Below are 16,108 nucleotides of genomic sequence, written 5' to 3' on the forward strand. Positions count from 1 at the left end.
TGTAATTGACGCGCCGATACAAATTAACGTTTTTAACGGGAGAGGAAGGCGTTGAGTACGCGCTATGCAAGTGGGTGTCTATGGCGGCTCACTGCATCAACCGGCGCTGCAAAGCGGGTATTGAAGGGATAATGAAATCGTGGAGCCAAATGAGTAACAAGAGATAGCCAGTGTACATGGCGTGGCAAGTTACTAAGAGTGTGAGTAAGTGCTTACAGGGAAGGTCGGTTAAGGGGCGCTGGCTGACGAAAAAGACAGGGAAATCGTGCGCTAAGGCTGTGTGGGGCGAATTTTAGATACAAAAAAACGGCTTTCGCCGTTAATTGTTGGTGCGAAGAGAGGGACTTGAACCCTCACGTCCGTTAAGACACTAACACCTGAAGCTAGCGCGTCTACCAATTCCGCCACCTTCGCACTGGAGTGTTTGATTGGATATTTACGCCGCCAATCCGGCTGATTAATCTGATGCTTGGTGCGAAGAGAGGGACTTGAACCCTCACGTCCGTTAAGACACTAACACCTGAAGCTAGCGCGTCTACCAATTCCGCCACCTTCGCAGGTATCATCAGATCGTGTTAAAGACAAAGTGGTGCGAAGAGAGGGACTTGAACCCTCACGTCCGTTAAGACACTAACACCTGAAGCTAGCGCGTCTACCAATTCCGCCACCTTCGCGTGCAACTTTATCATCAACTATTCAGAACGCTTGGTGCGAAGAGAGGGACTTGAACCCTCACGTCCGTTAAGACACTAACACCTGAAGCTAGCGCGTCTACCAATTCCGCCACCTTCGCAGTCTTCGTTCTGAGGTAATCAGTGAGCGATAATCTCACTGGCTACGGGGGCGCATTTTTAGCGATTTCCCCCGCGCCGTCAATCATTAATTTAAAAAAATCGTCATTTGGCGATTGTTTGCTGTAAAAATCATCATTTGCCCGCGTTTCGCGTTAAAACGGCGCGGTAAACTTTGAAACGACCGGTGACGGCCAGCACTTCGTGGGCACCAAATACGCTATCGAGCAGGTCCGGATAAGGCAAAAATGCGTTGGCAACAATTCGCAGCTCTCCGCCTGGCAGCAGGTGCTGTGGCGCTTCGCGGATCAAGAGCTCTGTCGCGCGATAGCAGGTATCGGCACCATCATGGAACGGTGGGTTGGAGACAATCAGATCAAAGCGTTCGCTGATATCGGAGAACACATCGCTGGCCAGAACTGTGCCGGTGAGCTGGTTATTGGCCAGCGTCACGCGCGCGGATTCTACCGCCATGGCATTGATATCGCTCAGGGTGACCTGCAGGCTTGGCGATTGCTGCGCCAGATGTGCGCCGATCACGCCCGCCCCGCAGCCCACATCCAGTGCACGGCCTTGGCGCGATTCGCTTAAGGTGGAGAGCAGCAGACGCGTACCGGTATCCAGCTCACCACTGCTAAAGACGCCTGTCAGGGCGTGAATGGTCAGCGAATCCAGCGCATAACTGTGCCACCATTGATCTAACGAGAATGGCGCTTGCGCGGTCAGGTGCAGGTGGTACAGGCCACAGCGGCGGGCCGAGTCAATTTTGTGGGCATTGCCATAGGCGCTGAGCAGGCTTTCCGCTGAGCGTACGCCAACCCGATTTTCCCCCACAATAAAGATATCGCAACCGGCAGGCAGGACACTGCACAGCTGGCTGAGTTGCATCAGCGCTTCTTGTTTGGTTTTTGGCCAGTAATAGATGAGGGTATCGGTACCCTCCACCCATTTGGCATCTGCCATAATGCCATAGCTGATGGCATCGCCCAGACGTGGGTGCAGGCTCAGGAAGCGAGCATAGTGAGCGGTATGCACACGGCGGGATGCCGCAGGCATATGCAGGCAATAGTCATCCTGCAGATCGCCGGCAAACAGCACATGGCGGGAGGCAAATTCATCTTCATGACGTTGCAGAACTTCACTGGCAGCGCACAGCATGGTGTTTTCTCGAATATCAGGGACAAAACGCCAGTATAAAGGATCTTGCCGGAGCTGTGACTGCTACGGAAGGTCTGTTACCCTATTATTCTTTCAAGATGGCATGATCGTAAGGCGTATGGTGACAAGACGAGACTGGATATTAGAGCTGATGGGGATCACCCAGTGGCAGTTGCGGCATCCTTCCTTATTGCAAGGGGATGTGTCGGTAGCGGTCGGCCCACATATCCGTCTGGTGATTGTGGCGGAGCAGCCGCCTGCACTGAGTGTACGCCTGTGTCAGGACGTGCTAAGTACCTTGCAGGTAACGGCGGAGCAGGTGTGCTGCATCCGACCGGAGCAGGTCGCATTTTTACGTATCGCCCAGCCGTGCTGGTTTTGGCTGATGGGCTGTGAGGCAGAAATTCCTGACGGTTGTCGGGCGTTGCACTCACCGGTGTTGGCGCGATTCGGACCGGATGCACAGGCAAAACGGCAACTATGGCAGCAAATCGTAACCTATGAACAACTATAATATCTGTGAATTAGACGCTGCAGAGTGGGAGCGTGTATACCCCATTGAGTGTGCGGCGCATGCATTTCCGTGGAGCAAGCAAACCTTTCGCGATAATTTTGGCGAGCGTTACCTGAATTTGCAGCTGCTGCGTGAAGAGGTGCCGGCCGGATTTGCGATTTGCCAGACCGTACTGGATGAAGCGACCTTGTTCAATCTGGCGGTCGACCCGCTGTGTCAGGGCCAAGGCTTCGGGCGCGCTTTGCTGCAAGCACTGGTTGAGCGTTTAGAAGAACGCGGAATTGTGACGTTATGGCTGGAAGTGCGCGAATCGAACACTCCTGCGCGCGCCTTGTATGAGGCGGAAGGCTTTAATGAAGTGAGTCGGCGCAAAAATTACTATCCGACGGCGGATGGGCGTGAAGATGCGGTGATCATGGCATTGCCGCTGGGCTGACGCTGCTCTATTTTTCAGCTATAATCCGGCCCCTCCGGCTGCTGCCGTTCCGGGCCTGACAGACTCAAGACTGTCGGTTCTCTCTGTTGTTATCATTAGTACTGATTTTAGGTGGTATGGCGCGTCGGTTTGCGACCGCGGTACGACTGCGTGTATTGCAGAAGAGGGCAAGATAGTAACCCGGTCTTGTATCTCCTTTATTAATTACAGGATTTGCCAAGCTTTATGTCATATCTAGAGGAAGTGGCTACTCGCCGCACGTTTGCAATTATCTCTCACCCGGATGCCGGTAAAACCACCATCACGGAAAAAGTGTTGCTGTTCGGACAGGCCATTCAGACCGCCGGTACGGTAAAAGGTCGTGGTTCAAGCCAACATGCGAAATCCGACTGGATGGAGATGGAAAAGCAGCGTGGGATCTCGATTACCACCTCTGTAATGCAGTTCCCGTACCGCGATGCGTTGGTAAACCTGCTGGATACCCCGGGTCACGAAGACTTCTCGGAAGATACCTACCGTACCTTGACCGCGGTTGACTGCTGTCTGATGGTGATCGATGCCGCCAAAGGTGTTGAGGATCGTACCCGTAAGCTGATGGAAGTTACCCGTCTGCGTGATACGCCGATCCTGACCTTCATGAACAAACTTGACCGTGACATCCGCGATCCGATGGAATTGCTGGATGAAGTGGAAAGCGAGCTGAAAATCGCTTGTGCGCCAATCACGTGGCCAATTGGCTGCGGCAAGCTGTTCAAAGGTGTGTACCATCTGTACAAAGATGAAACCTACCTGTATCAAACCGGTATGGGTCACACCATTCAGGAAGTGCGCATCGTTAAAGGTCTGGATAACCCTGAGCTGGATAAAGCGGTGGGTGAAGACTTGGCGGCGCAGCTGCGTGATGAGCTGGAGCTGGTACAAGGCGCATCTAACGAGTTTGATGAGCAAGCGTTTTTAGACGGTGAGCTGACCCCTGTATTTTTCGGTACCGCGCTCGGTAACTTCGGTGTTGACCACATGCTCGATGGTCTGGTGCAGTGGGCGCCCGCGCCAATGCCACGTCAGACCGATACCCGTACCGTGTCGGCGGAAGAAGAGAAGTTCAGCGGCTTCGTGTTTAAGATCCAAGCGAACATGGATCCGAAGCACCGTGACCGTGTGGCCTTCATGCGGATCGTGTCCGGTAAGTATGAAAAGGGCATGAAACTGCGCCATGTGCGCCTGGGTAAAGATGTGGGCATTTCTGATGCGCTGACCTTTATGGCCGGCGATCGTGAGCAGGCTGAAGAGGCTTATGCTGGCGATATCATCGGTCTGCACAACCACGGAACTATCCAGATTGGTGATACCTTCACCCAAGGTGAAGACATGAAGTTCACTGGGATCCCGAACTTTGCGCCAGAGCTGTTCCGCCGTATTCGTCTGCGTGATCCGCTCAAGCAAAAGCAGCTGCTCAAAGGTCTGGTTCAGCTGTCTGAAGAAGGTGCCGTGCAGGTGTTCCGTCCGCTGATCAACAACGATCTGATTGTGGGTGCGGTCGGTGTGCTGCAGTTTGACGTAGTGGTGGCGCGTCTGAAGTCGGAATACAACGTGGATGCGCTGTATGAGTCGGTGAACGTATCGACGGCCCGTTGGGTTGAGTGTGACGATGCCAAGAAGTTCGACGAGTTCCAGCGTAAGAACGAAGTGAACTTGGCGCTGGATGGTGGCGATAACCTGACTTACATCGCGCCAACCATGGTTAACCTGAACCTGACACAAGAACGCTATCCGGAAGTGAAATTCCGCAAAACGCGCGAACATTAATGTCACGCTGTCAGACAGAATAAAAAAGCGCCGTAAGGCGCTTTTTTTATGGTCGATGTTATGGCCGATTTTATGCTCGAGAGCAGGCTGTCGACCGTCGAACTGACGCTGTGTCAGGCTGAATAATTATATACCCGACCGGTTTCGGTGTCGTACAGACCAATGGCATGACCGTTGACGCTACCGTGGAAATATTTACCGGTATGGAAATCGTAACCTTTAAAGCGATTACCGCTCAGTTCGAGCTGAATTTTTGAGCGAGTCTGGGCATCATAAAAATCCAGTTTGCCCGGGCGCCCTTGATTGCTCATGAAGTGGCTGCCGCTGTTAACGTCATAACCGCGGATCCGGCCACTGCTGATCTTGACCTGGGTGTTCTTGTAGCGTCCTGCGTGATAATCATAGACAGACAGCACCCGTTTATCACGCGCTGCCGCACCGATGATGGCTGCTACTCGTGCTCGGGTTGACTCTTGCATGATAACTCCTTATTTGTTCATTCAATAAACAGGCAGGCGCTGTGTCCGCTCAGTGCGCCACCTGTGTTCAGATTCACCTTGTGCAGGTCAGGACACCTTTTCCGATAATTTCCCATTGTAACCAAGTTTGTCAACTGCTGTTTTAATATACACTGGCATAGCAGGCTAAATTCAGCACGGGCAGCTAAATTATTTGCTTAAATTGAATTTATATGTTGTTTGCGTGCGTTTTTATGTTTGCTTTCGGTGGGGGTGGTACAGGTGCATTTTGCCCAGACAGAAGACAGAAGACAGAAGACAGCGCGTTTGTGCAGGAAGGAAAGATGGCAGCCGAAGTATTCGACTTTGGCTGCCGCATGGCGTGAGTCTATCGGTGATGAGTAAGGCCGATAATAGGGCGGAGATTCCGCCACCGGCATTACTTTTCGCGCTGTCGTGGGCACGCGCGTTGCGCTATTCCCGCTATTTCTACTATAGCGACAGCGCGCCAGCTATTACGGATTCAGGCGCTGTGGTTGCCAGTTTTCGCCCACGCGCTCAAAGCGGATGCGGTCGTGCAGACGGCTGGCTTTGCCCTGCCAAAACTCAATGGCATGCGGACGCACCAGATAGCCGCCCCAGTATGGTGGTAGCGGTACATCACCACCGGCGAATTGCTTCGCAAACTCCGCTTCACGTTGCTCCAGCTCCTCACGACTGCTCAGTGGACGCGACTGGTGTGATGCCCAAGCGCCAATTCGACTTCCGCGCAGGCGGCTTTGGAAGTAACGATCTGAGGTTTCACGGCTGACGCGCTCGACTGTGCCTTCAATACGAACCTGACGCTGCAAGATGTTCCAGTGGAATACCAGCGCCACTTTCGGGTTTTGCTCCAGCTCTTCCCCTTTACGGCTCTCGTAGTTGGTGTAGAAGGTGAATCCGTCTTCGGTCACATCTTTGAGCAGTACAATACGCGCAGAGGGCTGACCATCGGCACTGACGGTGGCCAACGTCATCGATTCGGGCAGGATAATCCCGGAGTCTTGGGCATCGTGAAACCACTTCTGAAACAGCTGATATGGCTGATCATTTTCTTGTGGAGAGTGCTCAGGTAGAGCCAGACCTTGCCCCATCGTCATGGCGCAGCGTAGTTTATTCAGTAATGACATGGTTGCGTCATCCTTTTCGTCATATAAATAGGCACAGGGTAAAACAACTGACCGACAGCATAAAGGAATTGGCGAGTCGCTGAGCAAAAAAGTGTGCTTTGCGCTCATATTGTGCTCCGAGGCACGCTGTTGGGGGGCGCGTAAGGTAAGTGTTGGCGGGGTGCTGATGGTCAGGATGAGAAAAGCGGCGTGAGCCAACAAGGGGAGTTCGCTTGGCACAGATAGAGATACAAACATTGATTCATCAACACCCGTTGATTGATACGCATTGCCATTTTGATGCGCCGCCGTTTGCAGGGCACAGTGAGGAGGCGTGGGCGCAGGCGCGATCTCAAGGCATTGCGGCCATGTTGGTGCCGGCGGTGAGCGAGCAAAATTTTTCCGCCGTGCTAGCGTTATCGGCGCAGGAGGGGATTTATGCCGCGTTGGGGTTACATCCGCTTTTTGTGGCGCAGCACACGGAGAGTGCGCTGGCCCATTTAGAGACGCTATTAACCCACCATGCCGCCGGAGCGCTGTGCACTGATGACGGGCGGCCGCTAAAAGTGGCGGCGATCGGTGAGATAGGGTTGGATTTATGGATGCCGGAGCCGGATCTGGCGCGGCAAATCACATTGCTGCGCGCACAATTAGCATTGGCCAATCGTTTTGCGCTGCCGGTGGTGTTGCACTCGCGCAAAAGCCACGATCTGTTGTTACGAGAACTGCGCCGCTGTCCGCCGGCAAGAGGCGGTGTGTTACACGGTTTTTCCGGCTCACTGCAACAAGCGCAGGCTTTTGTGGCGTTAGGGCTCTGTATTGGTGTAGGGGGCGTGATCAGCTATGCGCGGGCGCAGAAAACCCGCCGTACGGTGGCGGCGTTACCGTTGGAGTGTTTGGTGTTAGAAACGGATGCGCCAGATATGCCATTAAGTGGTTATCAAGGTCAACCGAATCGGCCTGAGCGGGTACAACAAATCTTTCAGGCATTGTGTGAACTGCGTAGCGAATCACCGGATTACATCGCTGAAATTGTCTATAAAAACAGCGTTAAAATGCTAAATTTGTGAGTGAACGCAAGCGATTAACCGCGCGTCAGCTCTGGTATCGAGGTGTCATAAGTGTGATCGGTGTCTAGTGTTTATGATAATTGTTTCTGAAGGTGGGTAACTTTTGTGATGTGAGTAAAGAAAGAGACCCTTCCCCTATGTATAATGAGCGCCGTTTTCAAGGTGAGCCTCGTTTAAATTCGCCTGATATATTTTGATACGATTATTTGCTGTGTCCAGACCATAGGGATCTTCTTCCATGCAATTGATTATGAGCCTCGTTGGCATGGCCGTGTTGATTGGAATTGCAGTACTGCTTTCCAGCAACCGTAAAGCCATTAAGTTACGTACAGTGGGTGGCGCATTTGCTATCCAAGCTGGTATCGGTGCCTTTGTACTTTACGTACCAGCGGGCCGTAAGGTGCTGCTGGGTATGTCCGAAGCAGTAGCAAACGTGATTGCTTACGGTAACCAAGGGATTAACTTCCTGTTCGGCGGCCTGACTTCTGACAAAATGTTCGAAGTATTTGGCGGCGGTGGCTTCGTGTTCGCCCTGCGCGTTCTGCCAGTTATCGTGTTCTTCTCTTCCCTGATCGCGGTGCTGTACTACTTAGGCATCATGCAGTGGGTTATCAAGATCTTAGGTGGTGCGCTGCAAAAGGCTCTGGGTACTTCTCGTACTGAGTCTCTGTCTGCAACAGCGAACATCTTCGTTGGTCAAACTGAAGCGCCGTTGGTGGTTCGTCCATATATCGCGACCATGACCAAATCTGAGCTGTTTGCGGTAATGTGTGGTGGTCTGGCATCCGTAGCGGGCTCCGTACTGGCGGGTTACGCGTCGATGGGCGTGCCGTTGGAGTACCTGATTGCAGCGTCCTTCATGGCCGCACCGGGTGGTCTGCTGTTCGCTAAGCTGCTGGTTCCGGAAACCGAAGCTGAGCGCGATACTAACGAAATTGATACTGCCAACGCGGAAGACAAGCCAGCTAACGTTATCGATGCTGCTGCTGCCGGTGCCGCATCTGGTATGCAACTGGCCCTGAACGTAGGTGCGATGCTGCTGGCGTTTATCGGTCTGATCGCGCTGATCAACGGTATTTTCGCAGGTGTTGGTAGCTGGTTCGGTTATCCGCAGCTGTCTTTGGAGCTGATCTTAGGTTACGTGTTCTCTCCTCTGGCGTTCATCATCGGTGTACCTTGGAGCGAAGCGAATGTCGCTGGTTCTTTCATCGGTCAGAAAGTGATCGTGAACGAATTCGTGGCTTACCTGAACTTTGCCCCGTACCTGAAGCCAGATGCAGAAGTGGCCGCGGCTGGCCTGCAAGTGCTGTCTGCACACACTAAAGCAATCATCTCTTTTGCCCTGTGTGGTTTTGCTAACCTGTCTTCTGTGGCTATCCTGCTGGGTGGTCTGGGTAGCATGGCACCAACGCGTCGTCACGACATCGCCCGTCTGGGTCTGTTGGCGGTGGTTGCGGGTACGCTGTCTAACCTGATGAGTGCAACCATTGCTGGTTTCTTCTTGGCACTGTAAGCGTTATTGATTGGCCGCTGAAGCCGGTCAGTCATGCCGTTACACTGAATGCTAAAAGTGATAACGCCACATCCGTAAGGAGTGGCGTTATTTTTTTTTTATCTGGATTTCTCTTTGGATAAGAGCACGGATAAGAGCGCGTTGTTGTGGCCGGTTGTTTTGGGTTGCAGGATGATTCTCTCATCTCTCATCTCTCATCTCTCATCTCTCATCTCTCATCTCTCATCTTTTTGTCTTTTTGTCTTTTTGTCTTTTGTCTGGTGAGCCCTGACTGAATTTTTGCTTTTGGGCTCTCGGCATTGTGGTGATTTTGGGTGTGGGTGGACGAGTAATTTGAGGGCGTTGGTGGCGAGAGGCGCGTGTGAAATTACGGACTAAGCTGGTGAGGCGTGAATTTTGGCGGCTGACGAAAACGATTCCGGTACGATATTTTGTGAATCGTCTCATGTTATAATTCCTTAGCATTGCAACAAGAGTGGCAGTGTTGTGAAATTGTCGGGTAATTAGCTTGCTAACCGCTGGAATTAAGCCCTGATGTATGCAGGGGTGCGGTGAAAGGGATGTCGCTTGAACAGGCAATGATTGCCGAATAAATCATGTTCAAGTCTTCAGGGAACAAGTCCGCTCGCCAACGCTCGCAGGAGCCGGCAGACAGCCGGCGCCCCAAATTTTGAGTGATTTGTTGAGTTGGAGAGTCACATGACTGATATTAAAGTTTCTGCACAGCGCGCTTTGCGTCTGATGGATCTGACCACACTGAATGACAACGACACCGATGAAAAGGTGATTGCACTGTGTCATCAGGCCAAAAGCCCGGCTGGCGAAACTGCGGCCGTTTGTATCTACCCGCGTTTTATTCCGATTGCGCGCAAAACATTGCGTGAGCAAGGAACACCAGACATCAGCATTGCTACAGTGACCAACTTCCCACACGGTAATGATGACATTGCGATTGCAGTGGCGGAAACCCGTGCGGCAGTGGCCTATGGCGCGGATGAAGTTGACGTGGTATTCCCATACCGCGCTCTGATGGCGGGTAACGAGCAGGTTGGTTTTGACCTGGTGAAAGCCTGTAAAGATGCGTGCGGCGAGCATGTGCTGCTGAAAGTGATCATCGAAACCGGTGAGCTGAAAGAAGAGGCGCTGATCCGTCGTGCGTCTGAAATCTCTATCGATGCCGGTGCTGATTTTATCAAGACCTCGACCGGTAAGGTTGCTGTGAACGCCACCTTGGAATATGCCCGCATCATGATGGAAGTGATCCGTGACATGGGCGTGTCTGAGCGTGTGGGTTTCAAACCAGCCGGTGGTGTGCGTACCGCGGAAGAAGCGGCGCAGTATCTGGCGCTGGCTGACAACATTCTGGGCAGCGGCTGGGCGGATAAGCGTCACTTCCGTTTCGGTGCCTCTAGCCTGCTGGCAAGCCTGCTCAATACTCTGGGCTATGATGCCACTAGCAACAGCAGCTACTAAGGGCGCGCTGTTTAGCACCCGTTCTCCACGATAATCCGAAGGTGTTTGAGCACCTCGAGTCTGACAGAGTGCCGGTCAGCCGGCACTCTTGATGTTCTGTATCCTGACCGCAGTCTTAGGGAGTGAACCATGTTCCTGCCGCAAGAGATTATTCGTAAAAAACGCGACGGCATTGCCCTGAGCGATGCTGAGATTCGATTTTTCATTCAGGGCGTGGCTGATAACAGCATTGGCGAAGGCCAAATTGCTGCGCTGGCGATGGCTATCTATTTCAAGGATATGACCATGGATGAGCGCGTGTCGCTGACCATGGCGATGCGTGATTCCGGCATGGTACTGCGCTGGGATGATCTGGATTTACCGGGCCCGGTGGTGGATAAGCACTCCACCGGCGGGGTGGGTGATGTCACCTCCTTGATGTTAGGCCCGATGGTAGCCGCCTGTGGCGGTTATGTGCCAATGATTTCAGGCCGTGGCTTGGGCCATACCGGCGGTACGCTGGACAAGCTGGAGTCAATTCCGGGTTATGACATTCATCCGGACAATGCGCGTTTTCGTCGTATCACCCGTGAGGTGGGCGTGGCGATCATCGGCCAGACCGGTGATTTAGCCCCTGCGGATAAGCGTTTTTACGCCACCCGCGATATTACCGCCACGGTAGACTCCATCTCACTGATCACCGCATCGATTTTGTCGAAGAAATTGGCCGCCGGTTTGGGTGCGCTGGTGATGGACGTGAAAGTGGGCTCCGGTGCCTTCATGCCAACCTACGCCGCGTCAGAAGAGTTGGCGCGTTCGATTGTGGGCGTGGCCAATGGTGCGGGTTGTAAGACCACGGCGCTGCTGACTGACATGAATCAGGTGCTGGCCTCCAGTGCCGGTAATGCGTTGGAAGTGCGTGAAGCGGTGGAGTTCCTGACTGGGGTATACCGTAACCCACGTCTGTATGAAGTGACCATGGCGCTGTGCAGCGAGATGCTGCAGGTGTCCGGTCTGGCCGCCGATGATGCGGAAGCACGCGCCAAACTGAATGCGGTGCTGGATAATGGCCGCGCGGCCGAAATCTTTGGTCGTATGGTGGCGGAGCTGGGTGGTCCTATCGATTTTATCGAACATTACGATAGGTATTTACCGCAGGCTACGGTGATTAAACCGGTTTATGCTTTAACTAACGGTTTTGTTTCTGCCATGGATACCCGCGCGCTGGGTATGGCCGTGGTGGGGATGGGCGGCGGTCGCCGTAATGCCGGCGATACCATCGATTACAGCGTGGGCTTTAATCAGGTATTGCGTCTGGGCCAGATTGCGGATGCCTCGCGTCCGCTGGCACTCGTCCATGCCCGTAACGAAAGCGAATGGCAGCAGGCTGCCAACGCGATACAGAACGCTATTTCCATCAGCAGCGAAGCGCCGGCCCCGACACCTGATGTCTACCGCCGTATTCGCCTGAACGATCTTTAATTAACGGAGGCCACACATGAAACGCGCCTTTATCATGGTTTTGGATTCATTCGGCATCGGTGCTACCGAAGATGCTGTTAAATTTGGTGATGTTGGGGCGGATACCCTGGGTCACATCGCTGACGCGTGCGCCAACGGTGAAGCAGACAACGGCCGCAAAGGGCCTTTGCATCTGCCAAACTTAAGCCGTATGGGCCTTGGCAAAGCGGCCGAAGAATCCACCGGTCGTTTCCCTGCAGGGCTTGATCCTCAGGCCGAGATCATTGGCGCTTACGGCCATGCTGCTGAGCTGTCCTCCGGTAAAGATACCCCGTCTGGTCACTGGGAAATCGCCGGTGTGCCAGTACTGTTTGATTGGGGCTACTTCTCCTCTCACGACAACAGCTTCCCGCAAGAGCTGCTGGATCGCATCGTGGCGCGCGCTAAGCTGCCAGGTTACTTGGGTAACTGCCATGCTTCCGGCACTCAAATTCTGGATGAGCTGGGCGAAGAGCACATGCGTACCGGCAAGCCGATTTTCTACACCTCGGCAGACTCGGTATTCCAGATTGCTTGCCATGAAGAGACCTACGGTCTGGATAATCTGTATGACCTGTGCAAAATCGTGCGCGAAGAGCTCGATGGTTACAACATTGGCCGCGTGATTGCGCGTCCGTTTGTCGGCAACAAGCCCGGTGAATTCCAACGTACCGGTAACCGTAAAGACTTGGCGGTTGAGCCACCATCAGACACCGTGTTGAAAAAACTGGTGGATGAGAAAAACGGCCATGTGGTGTCGGTCGGTAAGATTGCCGATATCTATGCCCATGTCGGTATCACCAAGAAGGTGAAAGCGACCGGTATCGATGCGCTGTTTGATGCGACGCTGGAGGAGATGAAGCAAGCCGGTGATAACACCATCGTGTTTACCAACTTTGTGGATTTCGACTCCTCGTACGGTCACCGTCGTGACGTTGCCGGTTATGCTTCGGCGCTGGAGCTGTTCGACCGCCGTCTGCCAGAAATGCTGTCTCTGGTCGGCGAAGATGATATTCTTATTCTGACTGCGGATCACGGTTGTGACCCGACCTGGCAGGGTACCGATCACACCCGTGAGCACATTCCGGTGCTGGTGTTCGGTCCGAAAGTAAAACCGGGCTCACTGGGCCTGCGCGAAACTTTCGCCGACATCGGGCAGACGCTGGCAGGGTACTTTGGTACCACCCCGATGGATTTTGGTAAACCTCTGTTCTGATACGGTCTGACGTTTTAGTCTGAGTCAAGTTTGGTCTGAGTAAAGCAATAACTAATAAGGAACCTATAACAATGGCAACTCCGCACATTAATGCTGAAAACGGTGCTTTTGCTGACGTCGTTCTGATGCCAGGCGATCCGCTGCGTGCTAAATACATTGCAGAAACTTTCCTGGAAGACGCAGTTGAAGTGACCAACGTGCGTAACATGCTGGGTTTCACCGGTACTTACAAAGGCCGTAAGATTTCTGTGATGGGCCACGGTATGGGTATCCCATCCTGCTCCATCTATGCTAAAGAGCTGATCACCGAATACGGTGTGAAGAAGATCATCCGTGTGGGCTCCTGCGGTGCTGTGAGCACTGACGTGAAGCTGCGCGAAGTGATCATCGGTATGGGTGCGTGCACCGATTCCAAAGTAAACCGTATCCGTTTCAAGGATCACGACTTTGCTGCTATCGCTGACTTTGACATGGTGCGTAACGCCGTTGATGCAGCGAAAGCCAAAGGCACTAACGTGCGCGTGGGTAACATCTTCTCTGCGGATCTGTTCTACACGCCAGATCCAACCATGTTCGACGTGATGGAAAAATACGGCGTGCTGGGCGTGGAAATGGAAGCGGCCGGCATCTACGGCGTGGCGGCAGAGTTCGGTGCTAAAGCGCTGACTATCTGCACCGTGTCTGACCATATCCGTACTCACGAGCAGACTACGGCTGAAGAGCGCCAGCTGACTTTCAACGACATGATTGAAATCGCACTGGAATCTGTTCTGCTGGGCGATCAGGAGTAATCCTGTCCCTTAGTGGTCATCTCTTTGGGGAAGCTCACAAGGGATACCGCAGTACAAAAAAGCGATGCTAAGGCATCGCTTTTTTTATGGCTTGTTATGACTTCAGCCAGTTGAGCACGCTGGCCGTGTATTAACGGCGTTGGGGCGGCTTGCGCACTGGCATACGGCGGCGGCGGCGCTGTTTGAGCTGGGCCACCGAAGGCTCGCTGGGAGCGGGGCGTTTTGGCGCAGCGGCAGCTGTTTCGATTGTGGCACTGCTACGCAGTGGCCAATGGAAGGTGCGGTTTTTCAGCAGCATATGTGCCATCACCGCGCCAATTAACGCCGAGGTTAGCAGCATCAGACGGATCAGCGTGGTGGTGTTATCAATCAGACGATCGTCAGTGGATTGCACGTGGGTATCCAGCGTCACCCGTAAAAAGCCCAGTGGCACATTATTTTCGGTGATCACTTCCACCATCTGCCGATTAAACAGCGCATTGCGCTGACTGCCTTCCAGCCCAAGACGTTCACGCACTGTCGTGGCGGTACCCGATTGCGCAATTAAAGTGCCGTCAATGCGGTAGACGCTGGCATCCAAGATCCGATCTTCGCGCGTCAATTTGTCCAGCAGGGCGCTGACATGATCTGAAGCGTCGTCATTATTCATCAGCGGCGAGAGGTTACCGGCAATTTGCCGCGTTAAGGTGCGTGCCAGCTGATCGACCTGATTGGAGCGTGAGGCTTGCGCACTCATACCAAACACGCTGGCCCATTGCAGCATCAACAGCAGCAAACAGGCCCCGATACTGCAAATCAGGATAGTGCGCAGGTGATATTTGATAAAATTGATTATCGGCATCAGAAGATCTCAGTGTAAACAGTGCGCACGAACAAGTAAGGCGACAGCGTTAATTTATCAGTAACAGTAAAGGAGTGCGCATACAGGTTACGCGCTCCCTATGATTTCGTTTTTTCTTGGCGGCGTTTTTCCTCCGCGCTCTGACATCCACGACTCATTTTATCCTCGGCGTCGTTTCTCAACGGCATCTGCGCGCATCGGCGGGCGGCAAGAGTTGCCAGAGAGCCCTGCAATAGGATAGTTTGATGCAGCAATGCTGCGTCGCGCACTCGTTTGCTTTGCCGCTGATGAATGAGATATGCAGCGAAGTGCAGACTGTGCGAAGCCGTTATGCGCCATTTTCTTATCAGCCTAATCAGCACAACTTTGCTTCACGCAGACGACGCCTGCGTGCTGTTCACGGACCAAGAGCAGGAAGCCACACATGAATTATCAGGATGTCAGTTTTGCCCACCTCCCGTCGACGATTTCTGACTGGCCGTTGTTGCCGCTGTCATTGTGCCGGGGCGAAGTGGTGCCGCTTGATTATACCGCGGGAGCAAGCGGATGGCTGCTGTATGGGAAAAATTTAGATAAAGCCTGTTTAGACCGTTTTCAGCGTCAGTTAGACGAAGCCATCGTGCTGGTGTCGGTGTGGCGTGTCAGTGATTATCAGGTCATTCGTCTGGCCGGTGAGCTGCCAGTGGATGCTGCTGCCACGGCGGACGCATTGCAGCTGGATGTTGCGCGCATGGGGGCGGAGCCGTCACTGCGTCACCCCGGATTGCTGGTGATGGATATGGACTCCACCGCCATTCAGATTGAATGTATCGACGAAATCGCTCGCTTAGCGGGCACCGGTGAGCAAGTGGCAGAAGTGACTGAGCGTGCGATGCGCGGTGAGTTAGACTTTGCCCAAAGCTTACGTCAGCGTGTCGGCACCCTGCGTGGCGCCGATAGCGCTATTTTAGCGCAGGTATTGGACACTTTGCCGTTGATGCCGGGTTTGACCGAGCTGGTGCGTAAACTGCAAGCCTTTGGCTGGCAAGTCGCGATTGCCTCCGGCGGCTTTACCTACTTTGCCGATGAGCTCAAGCAGCGTCTGCAATTGGTGCATGCCGAGGCCAATTGTTTAGGTATTGAAGCGGGGCGCTTAACCGGTGACGTGGTCGGCCCGATTGTGGATGCTGAGCGCAAAGCGCAGGTGTTACGCGAACTGGCGCTGCAATATGCTATTTCGCACGGCAATACGGTTGGGATTGGTGATGGTGCTAACGATCTGAAAATGCTGCAAGCCGCCGGCTTAGGCATCGCGTTTCACGCCAAGCCGAAAGTGCAAGCGCAGGCCAAGGTGGTGATCCGTCACGCGGATTTGATGGGTGTGCTGTGTATCTTATCGGCCAGCTTGTGCCGAGATTGCTAATCGCTGCGCGTT

At 53.5% G+C, this 16,108-nt stretch carries 14 protein-coding genes and 4 tRNA genes; 10 read left to right on the top strand and 8 right to left on the bottom strand.

Going from position 1 to position 16,108, the window contains the following annotated elements; genetic code table 11:
• Positions 1-327 precede the first annotated feature (327 nt).
• The 5 genes from NCTC9997_RS02485 to rsmC form a co-directional block, all read right to left on the bottom strand.
• Positions 328-414, bottom strand: a tRNA-Leu gene (locus NCTC9997_RS02485).
• A 56-nt stretch (positions 415-470) separates the two neighbouring features.
• Positions 471-557: transfer RNA gene (locus tag NCTC9997_RS02490), tRNA-Leu, on the bottom strand.
• Positions 558-587: 30 nt separating this feature from the next.
• Positions 588-674 (bottom strand) — tRNA-Leu (locus tag NCTC9997_RS02495).
• Between the two features lie 32 nt (positions 675-706).
• Positions 707-793, bottom strand: a tRNA-Leu gene (locus NCTC9997_RS02500).
• A gap of 133 nt (positions 794-926) precedes the next feature.
• On the bottom strand, positions 927-1,949 hold the full coding sequence (rsmC, locus tag NCTC9997_RS02505; RefSeq protein ID WP_064977210.1) for a 16S rRNA (guanine(1207)-N(2))-methyltransferase RsmC: 1,023 nt from the start codon (positions 1,947-1,949) through the stop codon (positions 927-929).
• Between the two features lie 118 nt (positions 1,950-2,067).
• Here rsmC and NCTC9997_RS02510 point away from each other — a divergent pair, with 118 nt between their 5' ends.
• The 3 genes from NCTC9997_RS02510 to prfC all read left to right on the top strand — a co-directional run bounded on the left by NCTC9997_RS02510 (position 2,068) and on the right by prfC (position 4,705).
• A complete protein-coding gene (locus tag NCTC9997_RS02510) occupies positions 2,068-2,463 on the top strand; it encodes a DNA polymerase III subunit psi (RefSeq protein ID WP_064977211.1) in 396 nt (131 codons plus the stop codon).
• Positions 2,450-2,899 carry a ribosomal protein S18-alanine N-acetyltransferase gene (gene rimI, locus NCTC9997_RS02515; RefSeq protein WP_064977212.1) on the top strand — a complete coding sequence of 150 codons (450 nt, stop codon included), beginning with the start codon at positions 2,450-2,452 and terminating at the stop codon, positions 2,897-2,899. Before NCTC9997_RS02510 ends, rimI begins: the two co-directional genes overlap by 14 nt.
• Positions 2,900-3,124: 225 nt before the next feature.
• Positions 3,125-4,705, top strand: coding sequence for a peptide chain release factor 3 (prfC, locus tag NCTC9997_RS02520; protein WP_064977213.1), 1,581 nt, complete (start codon positions 3,125-3,127; stop codon positions 4,703-4,705).
• A gap of 113 nt (positions 4,706-4,818) precedes the next feature.
• Here the strand turns inward: prfC and NCTC9997_RS02525 are convergent, their stop codons facing one another.
• Together NCTC9997_RS02525 and pdxH are read right to left on the bottom strand one after the other, a co-directional pair.
• Entirely contained in the window at positions 4,819-5,184 is a 366-nt protein-coding gene (locus NCTC9997_RS02525; RefSeq protein WP_010862483.1) for a hypothetical protein, read from the bottom strand.
• 494 nt (positions 5,185-5,678) lie between these two features.
• Entirely contained in the window at positions 5,679-6,332 is a 654-nt protein-coding gene (gene pdxH / locus NCTC9997_RS02530) for a pyridoxamine 5'-phosphate oxidase (protein WP_010862482.1), read from the bottom strand.
• 236 nt (positions 6,333-6,568) lie between these two features.
• Here pdxH and NCTC9997_RS02535 point away from each other — a divergent pair, with 236 nt between their 5' ends.
• The 6 genes from NCTC9997_RS02535 (at position 6,569) to deoD (ending at position 13,853) form a co-directional block, all read left to right on the top strand.
• Positions 6,569-7,381 carry a TatD family hydrolase gene (locus NCTC9997_RS02535; RefSeq protein ID WP_230405848.1) on the top strand — a complete coding sequence of 271 codons (813 nt, stop codon included), beginning with the start codon at positions 6,569-6,571 and terminating at the stop codon, positions 7,379-7,381.
• A gap of 250 nt (positions 7,382-7,631) precedes the next feature.
• Positions 7,632-8,894: a NupC/NupG family nucleoside CNT transporter gene (locus NCTC9997_RS02540; RefSeq protein ID WP_170919644.1), complete on the top strand. Its 1,263-nt coding sequence runs from the start codon at positions 7,632-7,634 to the stop codon at positions 8,892-8,894.
• Positions 8,895-9,593: 699 nt separating this feature from the next.
• Positions 9,594-10,367, top strand: a complete 774-nt coding sequence (deoC, locus tag NCTC9997_RS02545; protein WP_010862479.1) for a deoxyribose-phosphate aldolase — start codon at positions 9,594-9,596, stop codon at positions 10,365-10,367.
• A 129-nt stretch (positions 10,368-10,496) separates the two neighbouring features.
• Positions 10,497-11,828 (top strand): thymidine phosphorylase, encoded by a 1,332-nt coding sequence (deoA, locus tag NCTC9997_RS02550; protein WP_064977214.1) that lies wholly within the window; start codon positions 10,497-10,499, stop codon positions 11,826-11,828.
• A gap of 16 nt (positions 11,829-11,844) precedes the next feature.
• On the top strand, positions 11,845-13,062 hold the full coding sequence (gene deoB, locus NCTC9997_RS02555) for a phosphopentomutase (protein WP_064977215.1): 1,218 nt from the start codon (positions 11,845-11,847) through the stop codon (positions 13,060-13,062).
• Positions 13,063-13,133: 71 nt separating this feature from the next.
• Positions 13,134-13,853: a purine-nucleoside phosphorylase gene (gene deoD / locus NCTC9997_RS02560; RefSeq protein ID WP_010862476.1), complete on the top strand. Its 720-nt coding sequence runs from the start codon at positions 13,134-13,136 to the stop codon at positions 13,851-13,853.
• A gap of 130 nt (positions 13,854-13,983) precedes the next feature.
• On the opposite strand, the gene NCTC9997_RS02565 is transcribed toward deoD, so the two are convergent.
• Positions 13,984-14,694, bottom strand: coding sequence for a YtjB family periplasmic protein (locus NCTC9997_RS02565; RefSeq protein WP_064977216.1), 711 nt, complete (start codon positions 14,692-14,694; stop codon positions 13,984-13,986).
• A 424-nt stretch (positions 14,695-15,118) separates the two neighbouring features.
• Between NCTC9997_RS02565 and serB the strand changes: the two genes are divergently transcribed.
• Complete coding sequence (serB, locus tag NCTC9997_RS02570; protein ID WP_064977217.1) at positions 15,119-16,096, top strand: phosphoserine phosphatase; 978 nt, start codon at positions 15,119-15,121, stop codon at positions 16,094-16,096.
• The last annotated feature ends 12 nt before the right edge of the window (positions 16,097-16,108 follow it).

The sequence above is a fragment of the Plesiomonas shigelloides genome, assembly GCF_900087055.1.
In the GTDB taxonomy this organism is placed as follows: Bacteria; Pseudomonadota; Gammaproteobacteria; order Enterobacterales; family CAMTGL01; genus Plesiomonas; species Plesiomonas shigelloides.

What these genes read in the sequence shown, in the direction of transcription:
- deoC (WP_010862479.1), top strand. Translation starts at nt 9,594, where the DNA reads ATGACTGATATTAAAGTTTCTGCACAGCGCGCTTTGCGTCTGATGGAT.
- NCTC9997_RS02525 (WP_010862483.1), bottom strand. Translation starts at nt 5,184, where the DNA reads ATGCAAGAGTCAACCCGAGCACGAGTAGCAGCCATCATCGGTGCGGCA.
- rsmC (WP_064977210.1), bottom strand. Translation starts at nt 1,949, where the DNA reads ATGCTGTGCGCTGCCAGTGAAGTTCTGCAACGTCATGAAGATGAATTT.
- NCTC9997_RS02510 (WP_064977211.1), top strand. Translation starts at nt 2,068, where the DNA reads ATGGTGACAAGACGAGACTGGATATTAGAGCTGATGGGGATCACCCAG.
- deoD (WP_010862476.1), top strand. Translation starts at nt 13,134, where the DNA reads ATGGCAACTCCGCACATTAATGCTGAAAACGGTGCTTTTGCTGACGTC.
- NCTC9997_RS02565 (WP_064977216.1), bottom strand. Translation starts at nt 14,694, where the DNA reads ATGCCGATAATCAATTTTATCAAATATCACCTGCGCACTATCCTGATT.
- prfC (WP_064977213.1), top strand. Translation starts at nt 3,125, where the DNA reads ATGTCATATCTAGAGGAAGTGGCTACTCGCCGCACGTTTGCAATTATC.
- serB (WP_064977217.1), top strand. Translation starts at nt 15,119, where the DNA reads ATGAATTATCAGGATGTCAGTTTTGCCCACCTCCCGTCGACGATTTCT.
- pdxH (WP_010862482.1), bottom strand. Translation starts at nt 6,332, where the DNA reads ATGTCATTACTGAATAAACTACGCTGCGCCATGACGATGGGGCAAGGT.
- deoB (WP_064977215.1), top strand. Translation starts at nt 11,845, where the DNA reads ATGAAACGCGCCTTTATCATGGTTTTGGATTCATTCGGCATCGGTGCT.
- deoA (WP_064977214.1), top strand. Translation starts at nt 10,497, where the DNA reads ATGTTCCTGCCGCAAGAGATTATTCGTAAAAAACGCGACGGCATTGCC.
- NCTC9997_RS02540 (WP_170919644.1), top strand. Translation starts at nt 7,632, where the DNA reads ATGAGCCTCGTTGGCATGGCCGTGTTGATTGGAATTGCAGTACTGCTT.
- rimI (WP_064977212.1), top strand. Translation starts at nt 2,450, where the DNA reads ATGAACAACTATAATATCTGTGAATTAGACGCTGCAGAGTGGGAGCGT.